The following is a 20,714-nucleotide window of genomic DNA, read 5'->3' as shown; positions in this document are numbered from 1 at the left end:
GGCAGTCATGTTGCAAGTCGAAGTTTATCGTTACAACCCTGACACCGACGCTGCCCCGAAAACCCAGGTTTTCCAGGTCGATACCGGTGGCAAGGACCTGATGGTGCTGGACGTGCTGGCGCTGATCAAAGAGCAGGACGAGGGTTTCTCCTATCGTCGCTCCTGCCGTGAGGGCGTTTGCGGTTCCGACGGCATGAACATCAACGGCAAGAACGGTCTGGCGTGCATTACGCCGCTGTCCGCCGTGGTCAAGAAGAACAAGCTGGTCATCCGTCCTCTGCCAGGCCTGCCGGTTATCCGTGACCTGGTCGTCGATATGAGCATCTTCTACAAGCAATACGAGAAGGTGAAGCCATTCCTGCAGAACGATACTCCGGCTCCAGCCATCGAGCGTCTGCAGTCGCCGGAAGAGCGTGAGAAGCTCGACGGTCTGTACGAGTGCATCCTGTGCGCTTGCTGCTCGACCTCCTGCCCATCCTTCTGGTGGAACCCGGATAAGTTCCTGGGTCCAGCCGCTCTGCTGCAAGCTTATCGCTTCCTGGCAGACAGCCGTGACACCAAGACCTCCGAGCGTCTGGCTTCGCTGGATGACCCGTTCAGCGTATTCCGCTGCCGGGGCATCATGAACTGCGTCAACGTTTGTCCGAAAGGCCTGAACCCGACTAAGGCCATCGGTCACATTCGTAACATGCTGCTGCAGAGCGGCGTGTGATTCAGCTGTTGTACCCGTAGGACCGCTGTACCGTAAAAGCCGAGGCGCGGGCTTCAACCCGCGTCCTGGCTCTAACCTGAGCAGCAGCTCACAAAGTGGCTGCTCTATATTTTTGAAGAAATGAGACAAGCAGGGGCATCCGGGCTGGTACCCGGACTATCAGCGTGATCCTAAGTGGCTTGTTTTGGTCGCTGCATTCGGACTTCTGCAAGCTTGCTCGGTGTCATCGCCGGTGGCGTTCCCCTAACCGAGGGTGACCAAGCATGCAAGAAAGCGTGATGCAGCGCATGTGGAACAGCGCCTACCTATCCGGTAGCAACGCTGCATATGTGGAAGAGCTCTACGAGCTCTACCTGCACGACCCTAACGCTGTGCCAGAAGAGTGGCGCACTTACTTTGATAAGTTGCCTGCCGACGGCAACACTGCCATCGATGTTTCGCACTCGACGATCCGCGATCATTTCGTCTTGCTGGCAAAGAACCAGCGCCGCGCTCAACCGGTTTCCGCCGGGAGCGTGAGCAGTGAGCACGAGAAGAAGCAAGTTGAAGTGCTGCGATTGATCCAGGCCTACCGGATGCGGGGCCACCAGGCATCCCAGCTGGACCCGCTGGGACTGTGGCAGCGTCCTGCACCTGCAGACCTGTCGATCAATCATTACGGCTTGACCAATGCCGATCTTGATACGACCTTCCGTGCCGGCGACCTGTTCATCGGCAAAGAGGAAGCGAGCCTACGCGAAATTCACGAAGCGTTGCAGCAGACATATTGCCGCACCATCGGCGCTGAATTTACGCACATCACCGATTCCGAGCAGCGCCAGTGGTTCCAGCAACGTCTGGAAAGCGTACGTGGCCGTCCAGCCTATTCGGCCGACATCAAGAGCCATCTGCTCGAGCGCGTAACCGCGGCGGAAGGCCTGGAGAAGTACCTGGGCACCAAGTACCCGGGCACCAAGCGTTTCGGTCTGGAAGGCGGCGAAAGCCTGATCCCGATGCTTGACGAGCTGATCCAGCGTTCCGGTTCCTACGGCACCAAGGAAGTCGTGATCGGCATGGCCCACCGTGGCCGCTTGAACGTGCTGGTCAACACCTTCGGCAAGAACCCGCGCGAGCTGTTCGACGAGTTCGAAGGCAAGAAGAAGGTCGAGTTGGGCTCCGGCGACGTGAAGTATCACCAGGGCTTCTCCTCCAACGTGATGACTTCCGGTGGCGAAGTGCACCTGGCCATGGCTTTCAACCCATCCCACCTGGAAATCGTTTCCCCGGTGGTCGAGGGTTCGGTACGTGCCCGCCAGGACCGCCGCAACGATTCCAGCGGCGACAAGGTCCTGCCGATCTCCATCCACGGTGACGCGGCATTCGCTGGTCAGGGCGTGGTCCTGGAAACTTTCCAGATGTCGCAGACCCGCGGTTTCAAGACCGGTGGTACCGTGCACATCGTGGTCAACAACCAGGTTGGTTTCACCATCAGCAACCCGCTGGACTCGCGTTCCACCGAGTACGCCACCGATGTTGCGAAGATGATCCAGGCGCCGATCCTCCATGTGAATGGCGATGATCCGGAAGCCGTGCTGTTCGTCACCCAACTGGCCATCGACTACCGCATGCAGTTCAAGCGTGATGTGGTCATCGACCTGGTCTGCTACCGCCGCCGTGGCCACAACGAGGCCGACGAGCCAAGCGGCACCCAGCCGCTGATGTACCAGCAGATCACCAAGCAGCGCACCACTCGCGAGCTGTACGCCGAGCGCCTGACCCAGGGCGGCGTGCTCGACGCCGAGCGCGTCCAGGCCAAGGTCGACGAGTATCGCAATGCGCTGGACAACGGCCTGCATGTGGTCAAGAGCCTGGTCAAGGAGCCGAACAAGGAGTTGTTCGTCGACTGGCGTCCATACCTGGGGCACACCTGGACTGCGCGTCACGACACTCGCTTCGATCTGAAGACCCTGCAGGAACTGTCCGCCAAGCTGCTGGAAGTGCCTGAAAGCTTCGTGGTCCAGCGCCAAGTCTCGAAGATCTACGAAGATCGCCAGAAGATGCAAGCCGGCGGCCTGCCCATCAACTGGGGTTATGCCGAGACCATGGCCTACGCCACCCTGTTGTTCGAAGGCCACCCGATCCGCATGACCGGCCAGGACATCGGCCGCGGTACGTTCTCGCACCGCCATGCCGTCCTGCACAACCAGAAGGATGCCAGCACCTACGTGCCGCTCAAGCATCTGTTCGAAGGTCAGCCGCGTTTCGATCTGTACGACTCGTTCCTGTCGGAAGAGGCCGTGCTGGCATTCGAATATGGCTACTCCACCACCACGCCGAATGCGCTGGTGATCTGGGAAGCCCAGTTCGGTGACTTCGCCAACGGTGCCCAGGTGGTGATCGACCAGTTCATCACCAGTGGCGAGCACAAGTGGGGTCGCCTGTGCGGCCTGACCATGCTGCTGCCACATGGCTACGAAGGACAGGGCCCAGAGCACTCCTCGGCACGCCTGGAGCGTTACCTGCAGTTGTGTGCCGAGCACAACATCCAGGTGTGCATGCCGACCACGCCGGCGCAGATCTACCACTTGTTGCGCCGTCAGGTGATCCGCCCGCTGCGCAAGCCGCTGGTGGTCCTGAGTCCGAAGTCGCTGCTGCGCCACAAGCTGGCCATCTCGACCCTGGAAGATCTGGCCGAAGGTTCGTTCCAGACCGTTATCCCGGAAATCGATGCTCTGGATCCGAAGAAGGTCGAGCGCGTGATTCTGTGCAGCGGCAAGGTCTACTACGACCTGCTGGAAAAACGCCGTGCCGAAGGCCGCGAAGATATCGCCATCGTGCGTATCGAGCAGTTGTACCCATTCCCTGAGGACGACTTGAACGAAGTCCTGGCTCCTTACACCAATGCCAAAGCGGCTGTCTGGTGCCAGGAAGAGCCGATGAACCAGGGCGCCTGGTACTGCAGCCAGCACCACCTGCGTCGCAGCATCAGCAACCTCAACAAGTCTCTCGTACTCGAGTACGCGGGCCGTGAGGCTTCTGCTGCTCCAGCATGTGGTTACGCATCGATGCACGCCGAGCAGCAGGAAAAACTGCTGCAAGACGCGTTTACCGTTTAACGCCTTCGCGCACCTGAAACCGAATTTAAGGAACCACAGATAATGGCTATCGAGATCAAAGCCCCCACTTTCCCGGAATCGGTTGCCGATGGCACCGTTGCCACCTGGCACAAGCAACCGGGCGATGCCGTCAAGCGTGACGAGCTGATCGTCGACATCGAGACCGACAAAGTCGTACTGGAAGTGCTGGCTACCGCCGACGGCGTGCTGGGCGCTATCGTCAAGAACGAAGGCGACACCGTTCTGTCCGACGAAGTCCTGGGCTCCATTGTCGAGGGCGGTGCTGCCGCCGCTCCAGCCGCCGCTGCTGCTCCGGCCGCCGCTGCCGCTGCCCCGGCTGCCGCCGAAGGCGAAGACGATCCAATCGCCGCGCCTGCTGCCCGCAAGCTGGCTGAAGAAAACGGCATCAACATCGCTTCCGTTGCCGGCACCGGCAAGGGCGGTCGTGTGACCAAGGAAGACGTAGTGGCTGCCATCGCCGCCAAGAAAGCCGCTCCGGCCGCCGCGCCTGCCAAGGCTCCGGCTCCAGCCGCCGCTGCTCCAGTCTTCGCTGCCGGCGATCGCGTCGAGAAGCGCGTACCCATGACCCGCCTGCGTGCCAAGGTTGCCGAGCGTCTGGTCGAAGCCCAGTCGAACATGGCGATGCTGACCACCTTCAACGAAGTCGACATGACCGAAGTCATGGCCCTGCGTTCGAAGTACAAGGACCTGTTCGAGAAGACCCATAACGGCGTGCGCCTGGGCTTCATGTCGTTCTTCGTGAAAGCTGCCACCGAAGCCCTGAAGCGCTTCCCGGCGGTCAACGCGTCGATCGACGGTGCGGACATCGTCTACCACGGCTACTCGGACATCGGCGTCGCCGTTTCCAGCGATCGTGGCCTGGTGGTACCGGTACTGCGCAACGCCGAGCTGATGAGCCTGGCCGAGATCGAGAACGGCATCGCCACCTTCGGCAAGAAGGCCCGTGATGGCAAGCTGTCGATGGAAGAGATGACTGGCGGTACTTTCACCATCACCAACGGTGGTACCTTCGGTTCGATGATGTCGACCCCGATCGTCAACCCGCCGCAAGCGGCCATCCTGGGCATGCACAACATCATCCAGCGTCCTATGGCGATCAATGGCCAAGTGGTCATTCGCCCGATGATGTACCTGGCATTGTCCTACGATCACCGCCTGATCGACGGTAAAGAAGCCGTGTCGTTCCTGGTGACCATCAAGAATCTGCTGGAAGACCCGGCGCGTCTGCTCCTGGACATCTAAAAAGCAGTTGCAGGTCGCAAGCGCCAAGCCACTGCCTCTAGGCAGTGGTTTGGAGCCTATGGCTTGCAGCTTCTAGCTTGCCGCTAAAAGGAACCTTTTATGACTCAGAAATTCGACGTGGTAGTGATTGGTGCGGGCCCAGGTGGTTATGTTGCCGCCATCAAGGCCGCACAGCTTGGTCTGACGACTGCCTGCATCGAGAAGTACACCGACAAGGAGGGCAAGCTGGCCCTCGGCGGTACTTGCCTGAACGTCGGTTGCATTCCTTCCAAGGCTCTGCTGGACAGTTCATGGAAATTCCACGAGGCCCAGGACGGCTTTGCCATCCACGGTATCAGCCACTCCGGCGTGAGCATGGACGTACCGGCCATGGTCGGCCGCAAGGCCAACATCGTCAAAGGCCTGACCAGCGGTGTCGCCACCCTGTTCAAGGCTAATGGCGTCACTTCGATCCAGGGCCACGGCAAGCTGCTGGCCGGCAAGAAGGTCGAAGTCACCAAGCCTGACGGCTCGGTCGAAGTGATCGAAGCCGAAAACGTGATCCTGGCTCCAGGTTCGCGTCCGATCGACATTCCACCGGCTCCGGTCGACCAGAACGTGATCGTGGATTCCACCGGCGCCCTTGAATTCCAGGCAGTGCCCAAGCGCCTGGGCGTGATCGGCGCTGGCGTCATCGGCCTGGAACTGGGTTCGGTCTGGTCGCGCCTGGGCGCACAAGTGACCGTCCTGGAAGCCCTGGACACCTTCCTGATGGCCGCTGACACCGCGGTTTCCAAGGAAGCGCTGAAGACCCTGACCAAGCAAGGCCTGGACATCAAGCTGGGTGCTCGCGTGACCGGCTCCAAGGTCAATGGCGAAGAAGTCGTGGTGACCTACACCGACGCCAATGGCGAGCAGAACATCACCTTCGACAAGCTGATCGTTGCCGTTGGTCGTCGTCCGGTGACCACTGATCTGCTGGCTGCCGACTGCGGCGTGACCTTGGACGAGCGCGGTTTCGTGCACGTCGACGATCACTGCGCCACCACCGTACCGGGCGTCTACGCCATCGGTGACGTGGTGCGCGGCATGATGCTGGCGCACAAGGCCTCGGAAGAGGGCATCATGGTCGCCGAGCGCATCAAGGGCCATAAGGCTCAGATGAACTACGACCTGATCCCCTCGGTTATCTATACTCACCCGGAAATCGCGTGGGTCGGTAAAACCGAGCAGGCCTTGAAAGCTGAAGGCGTAGAAGTTAACGTCGGCACCTTCCCGTTCGCCGCCAGCGGCCGTGCCATGGCAGCCAACGACACCGGCGGTTTCGTCAAGGTCATCGCCGATGCCAAGACTGATCGCGTATTGGGCGTCCACGTGATTGGCCCAAGCGCTGCGGAACTGGTTCAGCAAGGTGCGATCGGCATGGAATTCGGCACCAGCGCCGAAGACCTGGGCATGATGGTTTTCTCCCATCCGACCCTGTCCGAAGCCCTGCACGAAGCAGCCCTGGCTGTGAATGGCACCGCCATCCACATCGCCAACCGCAAGAAACGCTAAGCAATAATAAGAAACCACGGCGGTTGGCCCGTCGTGAGCCTTGTGCGCAAGACTCACCGCGGAATATCCGCTGGACTCGACCTCTCAGGGTAGCGCCACACACTGGACCGGGGCCCAGGCTCTGGAACCCAGGTGTGGCGCTGGTTTGAGAGTAGCGGTCACAGGTGGTGCGGCACTCATCTGGAGTGCAGCGCCGAATGCGCAGTACCTAACGAAGACGGTAAAAAGCATGAATCTTCACGAGTATCAGGGTAAGCAGCTGTTCGCTGAATACGGCCTGCCAGTATCCAAAGGCTACGCGGTAGACACCCCGGAAGAAGCAGCAGAAGCTTGCGACAAGATTGGCGGCTCCGAGTGGGTTGTCAAAGCCCAGGTTCACGCCGGTGGTCGCGGTAAAGCGGGCGGCGTCAAGCTGGTTCGCAACAAGGAAGACGCCAAGGCATTCGCGCAGCAGTGGCTGGGCAAGCGTCTGGTGACCTATCAGACTGACGCCAATGGCCAGCCTGTCACCAAGATCCTGGTTGAATCGTGCACTGATATCGCTAAAGAGCTGTACCTGGGCGCTGTCGTTGACCGTTCCAGCCGTCGCATCGTGTTCATGGCTTCCACCGAAGGTGGCGTGGACATCGAGAAGATCGCTCACGACACTCCAGAAAAAATTCTCAAGGCCACTATCGATCCACTGGTTGGCGCCCAGCCATTCCAGGGTCGCGAGCTGGCATTCCAGCTGGGTCTGGAAGGCAAGCAAGTTGCCCAGTTCGCCAAGATCTTCGTAGGTCTGGCCAAACTGTTCCAGGATCACGATCTGGCCCTGCTGGAAGTGAACCCACTGGTCATCAAGGCCGACGGCGATCTGCACTGCCTGGACGCGAAGATCAACATCGACGCCAACGCCATGTACCGCCAGCCTAAGCTGAAGACCTTCCACGATCCGTCCCAGGACGATCCGCGCGAAGCTCACGCTGCCAAGTTCGAACTGAACTACGTAGCCCTGGACGGCAACATCGGTTGCATGGTCAACGGTGCTGGCCTGGCCATGGGCACCATGGACATCGTCAACCTGCACGGCGGCAAGCCAGCCAACTTCCTCGACGTAGGTGGTGGTGCTACCAAAGAGCGCGTGACCGAAGCCTTCAAGATCATCCTGTCCGACGCCAACGTCGCTGCAGTACTGGTCAACATCTTCGGCGGCATCGTTCGCTGCGACATGATTGCCGAAGGCATCATCGGCGCCGTGAAAGAAGTCGGCGTGAAAATCCCGGTTGTTGTTCGCCTCGAAGGCAACAACGCTGAACTGGGCGCTAAAGTACTGGCAGAAAGCGGCCTGAACATCATCGCTGCTACCAGCCTGACCGACGCTGCTCAACAAGTTGTCAAAGCTGCGGAGGGCAAATAATGAGCGTCCTGATCAATAAAGACACCAAGGTTATCTGCCAAGGTATCACCGGTTCGCAGGGTAGCTTCCACACCCAGCAAGCCATCGAATACGGCACCCAGATGGTCGGTGGCGTAACCCCAGGCAAAGGCGGTACCGAGCACCTGGGCCTGCCGGTGTTCAACACCGTCAAGGACGCTGTAGCTGCCACTGGCGCCACCGCCAGCGTGATCTACGTTCCAGCTCCTTTCTGCAAGGACTCGATCCTGGAAGCGGCTTTCGGCGGCATCAAGCTGATCGTCTGCATCACCGAAGGCATCCCTACCCTGGATATGCTGGACGCTAAAGTTAAGTGCGACGAACTGGGCGTGACCCTGATCGGCCCTAACTGCCCAGGCGTGATCACTCCGGGCGAATGCAAGATCGGCATCATGCCAGGTCACATTCACTTGCCAGGCAAGGTCGGTATCGTTTCCCGTTCCGGCACCCTGACCTATGAAGCCGTCAAGCAGACCACTGACGCCGGTTTCGGCCAGTCCACCTGCGTCGGCATCGGTGGTGACCCGATTCCAGGCTCCAACTTCATCGACATCCTGAAGCTGTTCCAGGAAGACCCGAAGACCGAGGCGATCGTGATGATCGGCGAGATCGGCGGTTCGGCTGAAGAAGAAGCGGCTGCCTACATCAAGGCCAACGTGACCAAGCCGGTTGTTTCCTACATCGCTGGTGTGACTGCTCCTCCGGGCAAGCGCATGGGCCACGCAGGTGCGATCATCTCCGGCGGCAAAGGCACTGCGGACGAGAAGTTCGCTGCCCTGCAAGACGCTGGCGTGAAAACCGTGCGTTCGCTGGCAGACATCGGCAAGGCCCTGGCCGAGCTGACTGGCTGGACTGTCAAGTAAGCCTCTCGCTTAGCTTGCAGCCCTGCTGACAAAGGCCACCTTCGGGTGGCCTTTGTGCTTTCTGCGACCCGCCAGCAGCCCAGGGCCGGAGCTGGAGCGAGGAGGGGATTAATACCCGCGGAAATATAGTTTCAAAAAAGCGACATTTGCGATGTCGCATATAAGAAAATTCGCACCGCGGCGGTGCGTTCGTCTTACAGATTCGTTACGCTAGCTGCCTCTTTGATGTGTTTGCTACCCACAAGGCTGCGGCACGCTAAACGGGTCAGTCCTATACGGATTGACAGCATTTCCCTCACCCCAAAGGGAAATCCCTCTCTAAATTCCGATTCAGTAGTGTGGTATTTCCTTAATGAAAGTGTTGAAAGGCCAGGACATCCTGGCGCTCGGATTCATGACCTTCGCCCTCTTCGTCGGGGCCGGCAACATCATCTTCCCGCCTATCGTCGGCTTGCAGTCCGGACCTAATGTCTGGATGGCGGCGCTGGGCTTCCTGATCACCGCGGTCGGCCTGCCAGTGATCACCGTGGTGGCCCTGGCCAAGGTCGGCGGTGCCATGGACTCCCTGAGCAGCCCCATCGGCAAGGTCGCCGGCGGCCTGTTGGCGGCAGTGAGCTACCTGGCCGTGGGCCCGTTGTTCGCCACCCCGCGCACGGCCACCGTATCCTTCGAAGTAGGCCTGGCCCCGCTGACTGGCGAAAGCCCGCTGGCGCTGGCGCTCTACAGCACCGCCTACTTCCTGCTGGTGTTCTTCATCTCCCTGTACCCGGGACGCCTGCTGGATACCGTCGGGCGTTTCCTGGCCCCGCTGAAGATCATCGCCCTGGCGGTCCTGGGCATTGCAGCCTTCGCCCTGCCGGCAGGTGGCATTGGCCAGGCCACTCCGGAATACGTAGCGGCGCCGTTCTCCCAAGGCTTCATCAATGGCTACCTGACCATGGATACCCTGGGCGCGCTGGTGTTCGGCATCGTCATCGTCAACGCCATCCGTTCCCGTGGGGTGGAGTCGCCGCGGCTGATCACCCGTTATGCGGTGATCGCCGGCCTGATTGCCGGTGTTGGCCTGGCGCTGGTCTACGTCAGCCTGTTCCGCCTGGGCTCTGGTAGCCATGAAGTGGCCGTCGGTGCCACCAACGGCGCGGCAGTGTTGCATGCCTATGTGCAGCACACCTTCGGTTCACTGGGCAGTGGTTTCCTCGCGGTGCTGATCTCCCTGGCGTGCCTGGTGACCGCCGTCGGCCTGACCTGCGCCTGTGCCGAATATTTCAGCCGGGTCTTGCCGCTGTCCTACAAGACCCTGGTAGTGATCCTCGCGGGCTTCTCGCTGGTGGTGTCGAACCTGGGCCTGACCAAGCTGATCGCATTCTCGATCCCGGTGCTGACCGCCATCTATCCGCCATGCATCGTCCTGGTGGCCCTGAGCTTCTGCAAGGACTTCTGGCAGGATCAGCGCCGCATCGTTGGCCCGGTGATGCTGGTATCGTTCATCTTCGGCTTGATCGACGCCATCAAGGGCACCGCGTTTGCCGGCCTCATTCCCAGCCAACTGTCCCACCTGCCACTGAGCGAGCAGGGCCTGGCCTGGCTGGTGCCTTCGGTGATCGTCCTGGCGCTGGCCGTGGTCTGCGATCGCCTGCTGGGCAAGCCCAGCGAAGCCCTGGCTTGATTTGAGCTGAGCCCGCCGGCCGTCATGAGCGGCCGGCCAGCGCTGATGAAGAATGCCCCGTATCCATCGATACGGGGCATTTTTCATGGGCCTTGCACGGTGCCTTTTTCTCCGGCGGGGCGTCGAAACAATGCTCCTAGCTTCCGCCAATGCCTACAGGAATTTGCATGTCGTTCATCCAAGCCAACCAGATTCACTTATTGGCCGCCCTCTGGTTCATCGTTTGCTGGGGCGGCTACACCCGCTACGCCACCTGGAAAGGCCGTGACACACCTTGCCTGGCCAGCGTCCTGCACCTGTATCGCGAAGACTGGATGCGCCGCATGCTGTTGCGGGATAACCGCATCGCCGATGCCAGTGTGATCGGTAACCTGGAGCGCAATGCTTCGTTCTTCGCCTCCAGTACCCTGATCATCCTGGCCGGCATCATCACTGTGCTGGGAGCATCGGAGCGCGCGGTCTCGCTGCTGGCGGACATTCCCATGGTCCAGCAGGCATCCCAGGGCATGTCAGAGATCAAGCTGCTGTGCCTGGCGCTGGTGTTCGTCTATGCCTTCTTCACCTTCAGCTGGTGCATGCGCCAGTACAACTTCGCCGCGGTGCTGGTGGGGTCGGCGCCGATGATCGGCGAACGGCATGTGTCCGAACAGGAGCGCAAGGCCTTTGCCTCCCGCGCCGCGCGGGTGATCTCCATGGCGGCCAACCAGTTCAACTTTGGTTTGCGTTCCTATTATTTCGGCATGAGCATGCTGGCCTGGTTCGTCAGTCCCTGGCTATTCATGCTGATGAGTGCGGGGGTGGTGTTTGTCCTGTATCGCCGGGAGTTTCATTCCGACGTACTTGAGGTCATGGTTTATACCCCGACGGAACCCCCTCTGGTCGATAGCGGCAAAGATCCCGTGTGAGCGGTGAGGGCTGAGTGGCCTGTTGCCCGGTTAAAAGGAAGTGGTCAATGAGCCGTTCACGTGTCCTGAAGTATTTGTGCTGGTCGTTCTTGCTGTTGTCGGGCTGCCGGATGCAAACCCTGTATCTCAATGGTGAAGCGCGGGGCCGGGTGGTGGATGCATTGAGCGGCCTGCCGATCGCCGGTGCCAGGGGCACCTTGTGTGGCGGGGAGTTCCTCACCGCTGAGGACGGCAGTTTCCAGCTTGATCCGGCAATGGATTGGGAATGGGTGATGCTGCTGGCCGGTCGCTCGCCACGGGACACCCCGCACCCTTGCCCCATGCGTATTGCCGCGGCGGATTACCAGACTCGCCAATGGGTGGCGCCCTTTACCGCCAACTATGACTTTCCCATCAGCTTGTTGCCTGCTTCCAGTGCCTTGCGCTATGCGCTGCCTGCGGCGCAGAACCCTTCCATGGCGGCCAGTGTGCTGCAAGCCGAACCGCGCCCGGATGAAGTGTTCCAGAGCCCAGGCTCATGAGCCGCGCTGCTTAGTTGCTTAACCGGTAACTAAGCAGCGTTGTATTGGCGCTGTTTGCGCACAGAACAAAGCCCGCACTTGGCGGGCTTTGTTCTGTGTTGCGCTAAGACCGAATTAGTTGGTCTTGGGGGCTGCTTCCTTGGCGCTTTCTTCAACAGCGGCCTTGTTGGATTCAGCCTGATCTTTGGCTGCTTCGGCGTTTTCTTTCGCCGCTTCGTTCACTTTATCCTGAGCTTCGTTCATTTTCTGTTGAGCTTGCTCAGCGTGTTGATTGGCATCTTGAGCTTTGTCCTCGGATTTCTTGTCGCAGGCAGCCAGACCGAGGGAAGCGGTCAGCATCAGGGCAATAGCTAAAGTCTTACGCATGGGGTGTTTCTCCTGAGTGAAGATATCTACTGGCCGTTCGATCATGACCTTGTGAGTTAAGTTCCTTGGCTGCGCAGATATATTAAAGATTGATGTCACGGAACTTTTTTCAGAGTTGTCGAGCGCACATTCCTGATAATAACTAGAGGCATTCGCCATGGTGCAAGATCTTATTTTCGAACGAGCGCAACGCTTTATTTCCGCATTGCGCCATTGCCAAGTACTGGGTATCGGCGTCCATAGCGCCTCCCCCGAGGGGCTGACCCTGACCTTGCCCTATAGCCCGCAAATCGTTGGCGACCCCCAGAGCGGGGTCATCCATGGCGGGGCCTTGACCACGCTGATGGACACCGCCTGCGGCCTGGCCACCCTTTGTGTACTGCCGGAGTTCGAGGTGTGTCCGACCCTGGACCTACGCATAGACTATATGCACCCGGCGCAACCGCATCAGGCCGTGCACGGGTTTGCCCAGTGTTACAGGGTCACCACCGATGTGATCTTCACCCGCGGTTTTGCCTACCAGGACGATCCCGAGCATCCGCTGGCCCATGTGGTAGGAACTTTCATGCGCATGGGCAAGGGCTTGCCGGGTGCCTCCGCTGCCAGGAAGGGGGAGCGGCCATGAGCGAGGATCTCAAGACCCTGCTGGAGCAGGCCCACCATCAGGGCGATTACGCAGCTTTGCTGCAGCGCATTCCCTACGCCGCGTTGATCGGTATCGAGTGCTCGCGCCTGGGCGATGAGCTGCTGTTTCGCCTGCCGGCCAACAAGGACAACATCGGCAATCCCTTGTTGCCGGCGCTGCATGGCGGGGTAATCGCCGGTTTCATGGAATTGGCGGCAGCCCTGCACTTGTTGATCTTCACCGGTTCTCCCGAGGTGCCGAAGATCATCGACTTTTCCCTGGACTACCTGAGCGCCGGGCGCTTTCGCGACACCTTCGCCCGTTGCCAGGTATGCCGCCAGGGGCGGCGGGTGGCCAATGTCGCGATTGCGGCGTGGCAGAGCACTGCCGACGAGCCGATCGCCACCGCTCGTGCACATTTCAAGATCCAGGATCGGACCGGCTCTTGAAATCTGCCGAGTGATCCCCACTTTCATGTCATCCCGCCGCTCACCGCTCCCGGAGTGCGGCCAATGCCATCTGATTGGAGTTTGATGACCATGAGTGTGGAAACTCAAAAGGAAACCCTGGGCTTCCAGACCGAGGTGAAGCAACTGCTGCACCTCATGATCCATTCGTTGTATTCCAACAAGGAAATCTTCCTGCGCGAGCTCATCTCGAACGCCTCCGACGCGGTCGACAAGTTGCGTTTCGAAGCCCTGTCCAAGCCCGAGTTGCTGGAAGGTGGCGCCGAACTGAAAATCCGCGTGAGCTTCGACAAGGACGCCAAGACCGTCACTCTCGAAGACAACGGCATCGGCATGAGCCGTGACGATGTGATCACCCACCTGGGTACGATCGCCAAGTCCGGCACCGCCGATTTCATGAAGAACCTCACCGGCGACCAGAAGAAGGATTCGCACCTGATCGGCCAGTTCGGCGTCGGGTTCTATTCCGCGTTCATCGTCGCCGACCAGGTCGACGTGTTCAGCCGCCGTGCCGGCCTCGCTGCCAGCGAAGGCGTGCACTGGTCCTCCAAGGGTGAAGGCGAGTTCGAAGTCGCCACCATCGACAAGGCCGAGCGCGGCACCCGCATCGTCCTGCACCTGAAGTCCGGCGAAGACGAATTCGCCGACGGCTGGCGCCTGCGCAACATCATCAAGAAGTACTCCGACCACATCGCCCTGCCAATCGAACTGCCCAAGGAAGCCGCGGCTGCCGAAGGCGAAGAGCAGCCGGCGCTGGAGTGGGAAACCGTCAACCGTGCCAGCGCCCTGTGGACCCGTCCGCGTACCGAGATCAGGGACGAGGAATACCAGGAGTTCTACAAGCACATCGCCCACGATTTCGAGAACCCGCTGAGCTGGAGCCACAACAAGGTCGAAGGCAAGCTGGAATACAGCTCGCTGCTCTACGTACCGGCCCGCGCGCCGTTCGACCTGTACCAGCGCGAAGCGCCGAAAGGCCTGAAGCTGTACGTGCAGCGCGTGTTCGTGATGGACCAGGCCGAGTCGTTCCTGCCGCTGTACCTGCGCTTCATCAAGGGCGTGGTGGACTCCAACGACCTGTCGCTGAACGTGTCGCGGGAAATCCTGCAGAAAGACCCGATCATCGATTCCATGAAGTCGGCGCTGACCAAGCGCGTGCTGGACATGCTGGAAAAACTGGCGAAGAACGAGCCTGAGCAATACAAGGGCTTCTGGAAGAACTTCGGCCAGGTGATGAAGGAAGGCCCGGCCGAAGACTTCGCCAACAAGGAAAAGATCGCCGGCCTGCTGCGCTTCGCTTCCACCCAGGGCGACGACGGCGAGCAGAATGTTGCCTTGGCCGAGTACCTGGCGCGTGCCAAGGAAGGCCAGGACAAGATCTACTTCCTCACCGGCGAATCCTACGCCCAGGTCAAGAACAGCCCGCACCTGGAAGTCTTCCGCAAGAAAGGCATCGAAGTGCTGCTGCTCACCGACCGGATCGACGAGTGGCTGATGAGCTACCTCAACGAGTTCGACGGCAAGAGCTTTGTCGACGTGGCGCGTGGTGACCTGGACCTGGGCAACCTGGACTCCGAAGAAGACAAGAAGGCCGCCGAGGAAGTCGCCAAGAGCAAGGAAGGCCTGGTGGAGCGGATCAAGACCGCCCTGGGCGAGAGCGTCAGCGAAGTGCGGGTTTCCCACCGCCTGACCGATTCGCCGGCGATCCTGGCGATCGGCGAGCAGGACCTGGGCCTGCAGATGCGCCAGATCCTCGAGGCGAGCGGGCAGAAGGTGCCGGACTCCAAGCCGATCTTCGAATTCAACCCAAGCCACCCGTTGATCGAGAAACTCGACGGTGAGCAGAGCGAAGAGCGTTTTGGCGACCTGTCGCACATCCTCTTCGACCAGGCGGCGCTGGCGGCCGGTGATAGCTTGAAAGACCCGGCGGCTTATGTCCGCCGGTTGAACAAGCTCCTGGTCGAGCTGTCGGTTTAAGCAAGTAGCAGGAAAAACCCGCCCTAATGGCGGGTTTTTTCATTCTGGTGTCCCTTTACTGGAGGAGCTGAATCATGAGTCAAATCACTGTGCGTTCCGTGGTGTATCAGATCGATGGGCAACCCTATGAAGGGCGCCTGGCCTTCGATGCCGCCCACAAGGGCGCTCGCCCGGGCCTGCTGATGGCGCCGAACTGGATGGGGGTTACCGCCGGCGCGGAGAAGATCGCCGAGGCTGTCGCTGCCAAGGGTTATGTGGTGCTGGTCGCCGATCTCTACGGGCAGGCGCTGAGGCCTCGTGACTTCAACGAAGCGGGGGCGGCGATGACCCCGTTGAAGGATGACCGGGCGCTGCTGCGCCAGCGCATGCAGGCCTCGTTCGCGGCCTTGCAGGCTCAGGGGGAGGCGGCAGTCGACACCTCGAAGCTGGCGACCTTCGGTTTCTGCTTCGGTGGCTGCTGTGCCCTGGAGCTGGCCCGTAGCGGCGCGCCGGTGAAGGCGGCAGTGTCTTTCCACGGCACCCTGGACACTCCCGAGCCCGCCGATGCGCGCAATATCAAGGGCGCTGTGTTGGTGCTGCATGGGGCGGCCGATCCGTTCGTGGCCAAGGAGCAACTGCCGGCCTTCGAGGCGGAGATGGATGCCGCCGGGGTGGACTGGCAACTGGTGAGCTACGGTGGCGCGGTGCATTCCTTCACCGATACCCATGCCAATGTGCCGGGCAAGATGATGTACGACGCCAAGGTCTCCAGCCGGGCCTTCGCCACCATGCATCACCTGCTCGAAGAAGTGTTCCAGGGCTGACAGCCGTCCTGCGCCCGCCGCGACCCGTCCATCGGCCGTGGCGGGCAGGGGGCTCAGCGTTTGCCAGGTGGCAGCTCGATCCGCTCGCTTTCTCCCGGGACCTGCGGCCAGTCCCCGGCCGCCCAGCGTCGGCGGGCCTCGTCGATCAGGGCCGGATCGCTGGCGACGAAGTTCCAGTTGATGCGGCGTGGCCCATCCAGGGGCGCGCCACCGATCAACACCGCATGGCAATCGCTTTCGGCGAACAGGGTCGCGGTTTCGCCTTCCGGCAGGATCACCAGCGCATTCAGCTCCACCGGCTGGCCATCCAGCTGGGCCTCGCCTGCCAGCACATACAGTGCCCGTTCCTGATGCTCGGTAGGAATCAGCAGGCTGGTGGCGGTTTGCAACTGCAGTTCGGCATACAGGGTCGGTGACAGTACCGGCACTGGCGACTCCAGGCAGAAGCCATGGCCGGCGATCATGCGGATGCTCACGCCGAGGTTGTCGTTCACCGGCAGGCTGGCGGCGGGGTGATGGCTGTAGTGCCCCGGCCCCTGTTCCTGCTCCCGGGGTGAAGCCAGCCATACCTGCAGCCCATGCATGCGCCGCTCCCGGTCCAGTTGCGCCGGTGGCGTGCGCTCGACGTGGGCGATGGCGCTGCCGGCGGTCATCCAGCTGACGTCCCCGGCCTCCACGACCTGATCCGAGCCCAGGCTGTCCTTGTGCTGGATCTGCCCGCTGAACAGGTAGGTCAGGGTGGACAGGCCGATATGCGGATGCTGGCGGATGTTCATGCCCTGGCCCGCCGGATAGGTGGTTTCCAGCATGTGGTCGAAGAACACGAAAGGCCCGACGCTGCGGCATTGCGCCGAGGGCAGGGGGCGGAGGATGGGCTGGCCTTCGACGTCCTCGGCACGGGGACGGATCACGAGGGGGGAATTCATGGCGGGCTCCAGGCTGGTCGGGTTATGCCCGGGAGCATAACCCGCTTGCCCGAGCCACGCGCTACTGGCTGAAGGCGCCTTCGGAGAGGTGGGTCTCGATGCTCACTTCGCTGGTGGTCATCAGCTTGTGGATCGGGCAGCGATCGGCCACTCGATGCAGTTCTTCGCGCTGGGCATCGGTGAGCACGCCCTTGAGGGTCAGCTTTACGTGCAGGGCGTACTTGCCCTTGGGTTCCTCGCTGTTGTCATGCTTGATCTCCACCGTGACGCCGGTGAGCGGGATGTTCTTTTTCTGCGCATAGAGCTTGAGGGTCAGGGCCTTGCAGGCCCCCAGCGCGGCGTCGAAGTAATCATGGGGCTCGGGAGCGGTGCCTTCGCCACCTGCGGATTTGGGCAGGTCGGTGAAGAAGTGGTGGTCGTCCACCTGGATGCTGTGGCGGTAACCTTCGCTGGACTCGGTGTTGACGGTGATGGTCATGGCAAACCTCAGGCAGTGATTGATGGAATCAGGCATTAAAGGTGCTGAAGTTATAGAGCATCGCACGACTCGAGTGTTCCCCATTTGCTGAACCTGCGACCTGGCGCCACGGTCTATCCTGCTTCGATCCTCGGGAGTCAGGGCGGTGCACTGGAGCCATTTTCACGCAAGCTGTCTGTCTGTTCTGCTGATGCTGCCCCTGGCCGCGGCCCACGCACGGGACTACATCTACAGCGATGCGCACCTGCACTATGTCGATTTCTTCCAGGAAACCCAGGGCATGCAGGCCTTGCTCGAGGCCATGGACGACAACCGGATCGAGCAGGCGATGATCTCCGGGATCCCAGTGGCCAAGAAATGGCACGAGGACGAACCCAAGCGCCCGCGCTACTACGCCGGGGATGACGCCGGTGCCTACTGGTACAGCGCCACCGATGTGCTGGTGGCCGCCGCGGTCAAGCAACTACCGGTCGAGCAACGCCGGCGCCTGCATCCGTTCCTTTCGGGGTTCAATCCCAACGACAAGAATTCCGCCGCCCATATCCAGCGCATGCTCGATCTCGATCCGGGATTGTGGCAGGGCATCGGCGAAGTCTTCACGCGCCATGATGACCTCACCGCGCTGATCGATGGCGATACGCCACGGGCCAACAACGAGGCCATGGCCAAGGTCTATCGCCTGGCGGCGGAGCATGATCTGCCTGTGCTGCTGCATTCGAACATCACGTCCAAGCGCGAGCGCAATCCCCTGTACCTGGCAGAGATCGAGGAGGCCTTGGGCCAACATCCGCAAACCCGGTTCATCTGGGCCCACGCCGGCACGAGCGCGGAAATCCATCGTCACCAGGAGCGCCTCAAGTTCCTGCTGCCGACCCTGGAGCGGTTGCTGGAGCGCTACCCCAACCTCTACATAGACCTGTCCTGGAGCCTGCTCACTCCCTATCTGCTGGACGAGCAGGGTATCCCGCGCCGGGAATGGCTGCGCTTGGTGGAGCGCTTTGCGGAGCGCTTCATGCTGGGTTCGGATATGGTCGGGCGTTTCGACAAGCTGGGGCGGGAGCTGCACGGCTTCGATGGGTTCCTCGATGCCCTGCCGGCCGAGGTGGCCCGCAAGGTGGCCCATGACAATTTCCTGGCCGTGCTCCCGGCTTCCCGCTGAGCCACTGTCCAGGCTGATTGTCATCAGCCTGTCACCCTTTATTCATATGCTCGCGCCATCTCAATCAAGGAGCGCGATATGCATTTCACTCGTTCGAGCGTCCTGGCGGCGCTGATGATCGTCAGCGGCCTGGCCAGTGCCGATGTCCGCATTGAAGGGCCCGTGGAGTACGGCGTGTTCGAAGGCCCCGCGGCCGAGCTGCAATCGGGGGAGCGGGTGCTGCGTCGCAGCAACGAGAAGATCCAGCAGACGACCGTGGTACCGGCCCGGTTGGGCACCAAGTTCGGCATGCGCTACCAACTGCTGGGCAAGGTCGCCGATGGCCAGCCGCTGACTCTGTTGTACCTGACGCCGGGCATTCGCACTCCCGATGGGTTGCGCCATGACAAGCTGGAAGTGACCCAGAAGCTGGTGCCCAATGCTCCTCAGGATGTGATGGCCTACGAGTTCACGGAAAACCACGAAGTGGTGCCGGGTGAATGGCACTTTATGGTGTTCCAGGGCGACCGTTTGTTGGCAGAACAGCGATTTTCGGTGCGCTGAATCGTTTTATGCCCAGGTATCGAAGTACTTGGGCGTTTTGATATCACTTTTTCGTCTTACGCAAATTTCATCCGGCCCGATACCGTCTAAGAGCACCCTGCTGCAAGATCTTGCAGCGCTCTAGGAAGGAGCCAGAGGAATGAGCCTCAGAAGTCTGAATATTGCGCCACGGGCAAGCCTGGGTTTTGGTTTGCTGGCGCTCATGGTGTTTATCCTCGGGGCATTCGCCCTGATGCAAATGGCCAACATGCGCCAGCAGTCCGATGAGGTGGAGAGTAATTGGCTGCCCAGTGTCATGTTCGTTGGCGATATGAACCAGGACCTGTTGCGGATCCGCGCCTTGACCTTGCGCCTGCTGCTCAATCGCGAGCCGCAGGCGATCACCCAGAACGAAACCAAGATCAACGACATCAAGAAAGGCCTGGGCATCGCCCAGGGACGCTATGAGTCGCTGATCGTATTGCCCCAGGAGCGGGTGCTGTTCGACCGCTTCAAGTCCGCGGAGAAACGCTATCTGGAGCATCAGGCCCAGGTCATGGCGTTGTCCAGCCAGAACCGGGTGGAGGAGGCGGTCAAGGTCGTCAACGGCGAGATGAGCCAGCTGGCCGACGAGCTGGCCGCGACCCTGCACGACTTGGTCGAACTGAACAAGCAGAGCGCCACCCAGGCCACCGACCTGGCCCAGGAGGTGTTCAGCAAGTCACGGGTCTGGGTGGTGATCATGATTGTGGTGGCCGCGCTGGTGACCGTCGCCCTGGCGCTGCTGCTGACCCGCAGCATCGTCCTGCCCCTGGCGCAATCGTTGAGCGTGGCCGAGGTCGTGGCTGGCGGCGACCTGACCGGCGATATCCGGGTGAGCGGCAAGGATGAGCCGGCGCGCTTGCTTCATGCGCTCAAGGCCATGCAGCAGAGTCTGCGGGAAACCATCAAGCGTATCTCCGATTCTTCCAGCCAGCTGGCCTCGGCCTCGGAAGAGCTCAGCAGCGTGACCGAGGATGCGACCCGGGGCCTGCACCAGCAGAACCTGGAAATCGAACAGGCGGCCACGGCGGTGAACCAGATGACCGCGGCGGTGGAGGAGGTGGCCAGCAATGCCGTGGCCACGTCCCAGGCTTCCCGGGAGTCCGACCGGATCGCCAAGCATGGGCGCGAGCAGGTGCAGCAGACGGTGCTGTCCATCGAGTCCCTGGCGCAGGATGTGACGGCCAACGCCAACCAGGTGGAGGAACTGGCCCAGAAAGTCTATGGCATCAGCAAGGTACTGGAAGTGATTCGCGCCATTGCCGAGCAGACCAACCTGCTGGCCCTGAATGCGGCCATCGAAGCGGCGCGGGCCGGGGATGCCGGGCGCGGTTTCGCGGTGGTGGCCGACGAGGTGCGGGCCCTGGCCCATCG

Annotated in this window: 19 protein-coding genes; 16 read left to right on the top strand and 3 right to left on the bottom strand. The window is 61.0% G+C overall.

The window, feature by feature from the left end; translation table 11 throughout:
- Positions 1-7 precede the first annotated feature (7 nt).
- From H7A76_RS23185 to H7A76_RS23145, 9 genes are all read left to right on the top strand, one after another.
- Positions 8-712 carry a succinate dehydrogenase iron-sulfur subunit gene (locus H7A76_RS23185; RefSeq protein WP_185700668.1) on the top strand — a complete coding sequence of 235 codons (705 nt, stop codon included), beginning with the start codon at positions 8-10 and terminating at the stop codon, positions 710-712.
- A 263-nt stretch (positions 713-975) separates the two neighbouring features.
- Complete coding sequence (locus H7A76_RS23180; protein ID WP_185700667.1) at positions 976-3,807, top strand: 2-oxoglutarate dehydrogenase E1 component; 2,832 nt, start codon at positions 976-978, stop codon at positions 3,805-3,807.
- A gap of 42 nt (positions 3,808-3,849) precedes the next feature.
- Complete coding sequence (gene odhB, locus H7A76_RS23175) at positions 3,850-5,070, top strand: 2-oxoglutarate dehydrogenase complex dihydrolipoyllysine-residue succinyltransferase (RefSeq protein WP_185700666.1); 1,221 nt, start codon at positions 3,850-3,852, stop codon at positions 5,068-5,070.
- A 99-nt stretch (positions 5,071-5,169) separates the two neighbouring features.
- A complete protein-coding gene (lpdA, locus tag H7A76_RS23170) occupies positions 5,170-6,606 on the top strand; it encodes a dihydrolipoyl dehydrogenase (protein WP_085597244.1) in 1,437 nt (478 codons plus the stop codon).
- 229 nt (positions 6,607-6,835) lie between these two features.
- Positions 6,836-8,002, top strand: coding sequence for an ADP-forming succinate--CoA ligase subunit beta (gene sucC, locus H7A76_RS23165; RefSeq protein WP_022643107.1), 1,167 nt, complete (start codon positions 6,836-6,838; stop codon positions 8,000-8,002).
- On the top strand, positions 8,002-8,883 hold the full coding sequence (gene sucD, locus H7A76_RS23160; RefSeq protein WP_022643108.1) for a succinate--CoA ligase subunit alpha: 882 nt from the start codon (positions 8,002-8,004) through the stop codon (positions 8,881-8,883). Before sucC ends, sucD begins: the two co-directional genes overlap by 1 nt.
- 352 nt (positions 8,884-9,235) lie before the next feature.
- Positions 9,236-10,549: a branched-chain amino acid transport system II carrier protein gene (gene brnQ / locus H7A76_RS23155; RefSeq protein WP_185700665.1), complete on the top strand. Its 1,314-nt coding sequence runs from the start codon at positions 9,236-9,238 to the stop codon at positions 10,547-10,549.
- Between the two features lie 167 nt (positions 10,550-10,716).
- A complete protein-coding gene (locus tag H7A76_RS23150; protein WP_185700664.1) occupies positions 10,717-11,454 on the top strand; it encodes a DUF599 domain-containing protein in 738 nt (245 codons plus the stop codon).
- Positions 11,455-11,501: 47 nt separating this feature from the next.
- Positions 11,502-11,975 (top strand): hypothetical protein, encoded by a 474-nt coding sequence (locus H7A76_RS23145; protein WP_185700663.1) that lies wholly within the window; start codon positions 11,502-11,504, stop codon positions 11,973-11,975.
- 114 nt (positions 11,976-12,089) lie between these two features.
- Here H7A76_RS23145 and H7A76_RS23140 read toward each other — a convergent pair whose 3' ends face one another.
- Positions 12,090-12,341 (bottom strand): hypothetical protein, encoded by a 252-nt coding sequence (locus H7A76_RS23140; protein ID WP_185700662.1) that lies wholly within the window; start codon positions 12,339-12,341, stop codon positions 12,090-12,092.
- Between the two features lie 157 nt (positions 12,342-12,498).
- On the opposite strand from H7A76_RS23140, the gene H7A76_RS23135 reads away from it, so the two are divergent.
- The 4 genes from H7A76_RS23135 (at position 12,499) to H7A76_RS23120 (ending at position 16,213) form a co-directional block, all read left to right on the top strand.
- A complete protein-coding gene (locus H7A76_RS23135) occupies positions 12,499-12,966 on the top strand; it encodes a PaaI family thioesterase (RefSeq protein WP_185700661.1) in 468 nt (155 codons plus the stop codon).
- Entirely contained in the window at positions 12,963-13,415 is a 453-nt protein-coding gene (locus H7A76_RS23130) for a PaaI family thioesterase (RefSeq protein WP_185700660.1), read from the top strand. The genes H7A76_RS23135 and H7A76_RS23130 overlap by 4 nt, the downstream gene beginning before the upstream one ends.
- Positions 13,416-13,505: 90 nt before the next feature.
- A complete protein-coding gene (htpG, locus tag H7A76_RS23125; RefSeq protein WP_185700659.1) occupies positions 13,506-15,410 on the top strand; it encodes a molecular chaperone HtpG in 1,905 nt (634 codons plus the stop codon).
- 74 nt (positions 15,411-15,484) lie between these two features.
- Positions 15,485-16,213 (top strand): dienelactone hydrolase family protein, encoded by a 729-nt coding sequence (locus H7A76_RS23120; protein ID WP_185700658.1) that lies wholly within the window; start codon positions 15,485-15,487, stop codon positions 16,211-16,213.
- Positions 16,214-16,266: 53 nt separating this feature from the next.
- Here the strand turns inward: H7A76_RS23120 and H7A76_RS23115 are convergent, their stop codons facing one another.
- Complete coding sequence (locus tag H7A76_RS23115) at positions 16,267-17,139, bottom strand: pirin family protein (RefSeq protein WP_185700657.1); 873 nt, start codon at positions 17,137-17,139, stop codon at positions 16,267-16,269.
- Between the two features lie 61 nt (positions 17,140-17,200).
- Positions 17,201-17,617, bottom strand: a complete 417-nt coding sequence (locus tag H7A76_RS23110; RefSeq protein ID WP_185700656.1) for an OsmC family protein — start codon at positions 17,615-17,617, stop codon at positions 17,201-17,203.
- 190 nt (positions 17,618-17,807) lie between these two features.
- Between H7A76_RS23110 and H7A76_RS23105 the strand changes: the two genes are divergently transcribed.
- The 3 genes from H7A76_RS23105 to H7A76_RS23095 form a co-directional block, all read left to right on the top strand.
- Positions 17,808-18,776, top strand: coding sequence for an amidohydrolase family protein (locus H7A76_RS23105; RefSeq protein WP_185700655.1), 969 nt, complete (start codon positions 17,808-17,810; stop codon positions 18,774-18,776).
- 78 nt (positions 18,777-18,854) lie between these two features.
- A complete protein-coding gene (locus tag H7A76_RS23100; protein ID WP_185700654.1) occupies positions 18,855-19,319 on the top strand; it encodes a DUF3859 domain-containing protein in 465 nt (154 codons plus the stop codon).
- Positions 19,320-19,458: 139 nt separating this feature from the next.
- A partial coding sequence (locus tag H7A76_RS23095) for a methyl-accepting chemotaxis protein (RefSeq protein WP_185700653.1) occupies positions 19,459-20,714 on the top strand: 1,256 nt, incomplete at its 3' end.

Source organism: Pseudomonas sp. MSSRFD41 (assembly GCF_014230245.1).
In the GTDB taxonomy this organism is placed as follows: Bacteria; Pseudomonadota; Gammaproteobacteria; order Pseudomonadales; family Pseudomonadaceae; genus Aquipseudomonas; species Aquipseudomonas piscis.
The sequence above is the reverse complement of the archived record's forward strand: the minus strand, read 5'-3'. Positions and strand labels throughout refer to the sequence as shown.

Coding starts and splice junctions, on each gene's coding strand:
- H7A76_RS23135 (WP_185700661.1), top strand. CDS start 12,499: ATGGTGCAAGATCTTATTTTCGAACGAGCGCAACGCTTTATTTCCGCA.
- H7A76_RS23140 (WP_185700662.1), bottom strand. CDS start 12,341: ATGCGTAAGACTTTAGCTATTGCCCTGATGCTGACCGCTTCCCTCGGT.
- sucC (WP_022643107.1), top strand. CDS start 6,836: ATGAATCTTCACGAGTATCAGGGTAAGCAGCTGTTCGCTGAATACGGC.
- H7A76_RS23145 (WP_185700663.1), top strand. CDS start 11,502: ATGAGCCGTTCACGTGTCCTGAAGTATTTGTGCTGGTCGTTCTTGCTG.
- H7A76_RS23100 (WP_185700654.1), top strand. CDS start 18,855: ATGCATTTCACTCGTTCGAGCGTCCTGGCGGCGCTGATGATCGTCAGC.
- htpG (WP_185700659.1), top strand. CDS start 13,506: ATGAGTGTGGAAACTCAAAAGGAAACCCTGGGCTTCCAGACCGAGGTG.
- H7A76_RS23110 (WP_185700656.1), bottom strand. CDS start 17,617: ATGACCATCACCGTCAACACCGAGTCCAGCGAAGGTTACCGCCACAGC.
- lpdA (WP_085597244.1), top strand. CDS start 5,170: ATGACTCAGAAATTCGACGTGGTAGTGATTGGTGCGGGCCCAGGTGGT.
- odhB (WP_185700666.1), top strand. CDS start 3,850: ATGGCTATCGAGATCAAAGCCCCCACTTTCCCGGAATCGGTTGCCGAT.
- sucD (WP_022643108.1), top strand. CDS start 8,002: ATGAGCGTCCTGATCAATAAAGACACCAAGGTTATCTGCCAAGGTATC.
- H7A76_RS23150 (WP_185700664.1), top strand. CDS start 10,717: ATGTCGTTCATCCAAGCCAACCAGATTCACTTATTGGCCGCCCTCTGG.
- H7A76_RS23120 (WP_185700658.1), top strand. CDS start 15,485: ATGAGTCAAATCACTGTGCGTTCCGTGGTGTATCAGATCGATGGGCAA.
- brnQ (WP_185700665.1), top strand. CDS start 9,236: ATGAAAGTGTTGAAAGGCCAGGACATCCTGGCGCTCGGATTCATGACC.
- H7A76_RS23180 (WP_185700667.1), top strand. CDS start 976: ATGCAAGAAAGCGTGATGCAGCGCATGTGGAACAGCGCCTACCTATCC.
- H7A76_RS23130 (WP_185700660.1), top strand. CDS start 12,963: ATGAGCGAGGATCTCAAGACCCTGCTGGAGCAGGCCCACCATCAGGGC.
- H7A76_RS23185 (WP_185700668.1), top strand. CDS start 8: ATGTTGCAAGTCGAAGTTTATCGTTACAACCCTGACACCGACGCTGCC.
- H7A76_RS23105 (WP_185700655.1), top strand. CDS start 17,808: ATGCTGCCCCTGGCCGCGGCCCACGCACGGGACTACATCTACAGCGAT.
- H7A76_RS23115 (WP_185700657.1), bottom strand. CDS start 17,139: ATGAATTCCCCCCTCGTGATCCGTCCCCGTGCCGAGGACGTCGAAGGC.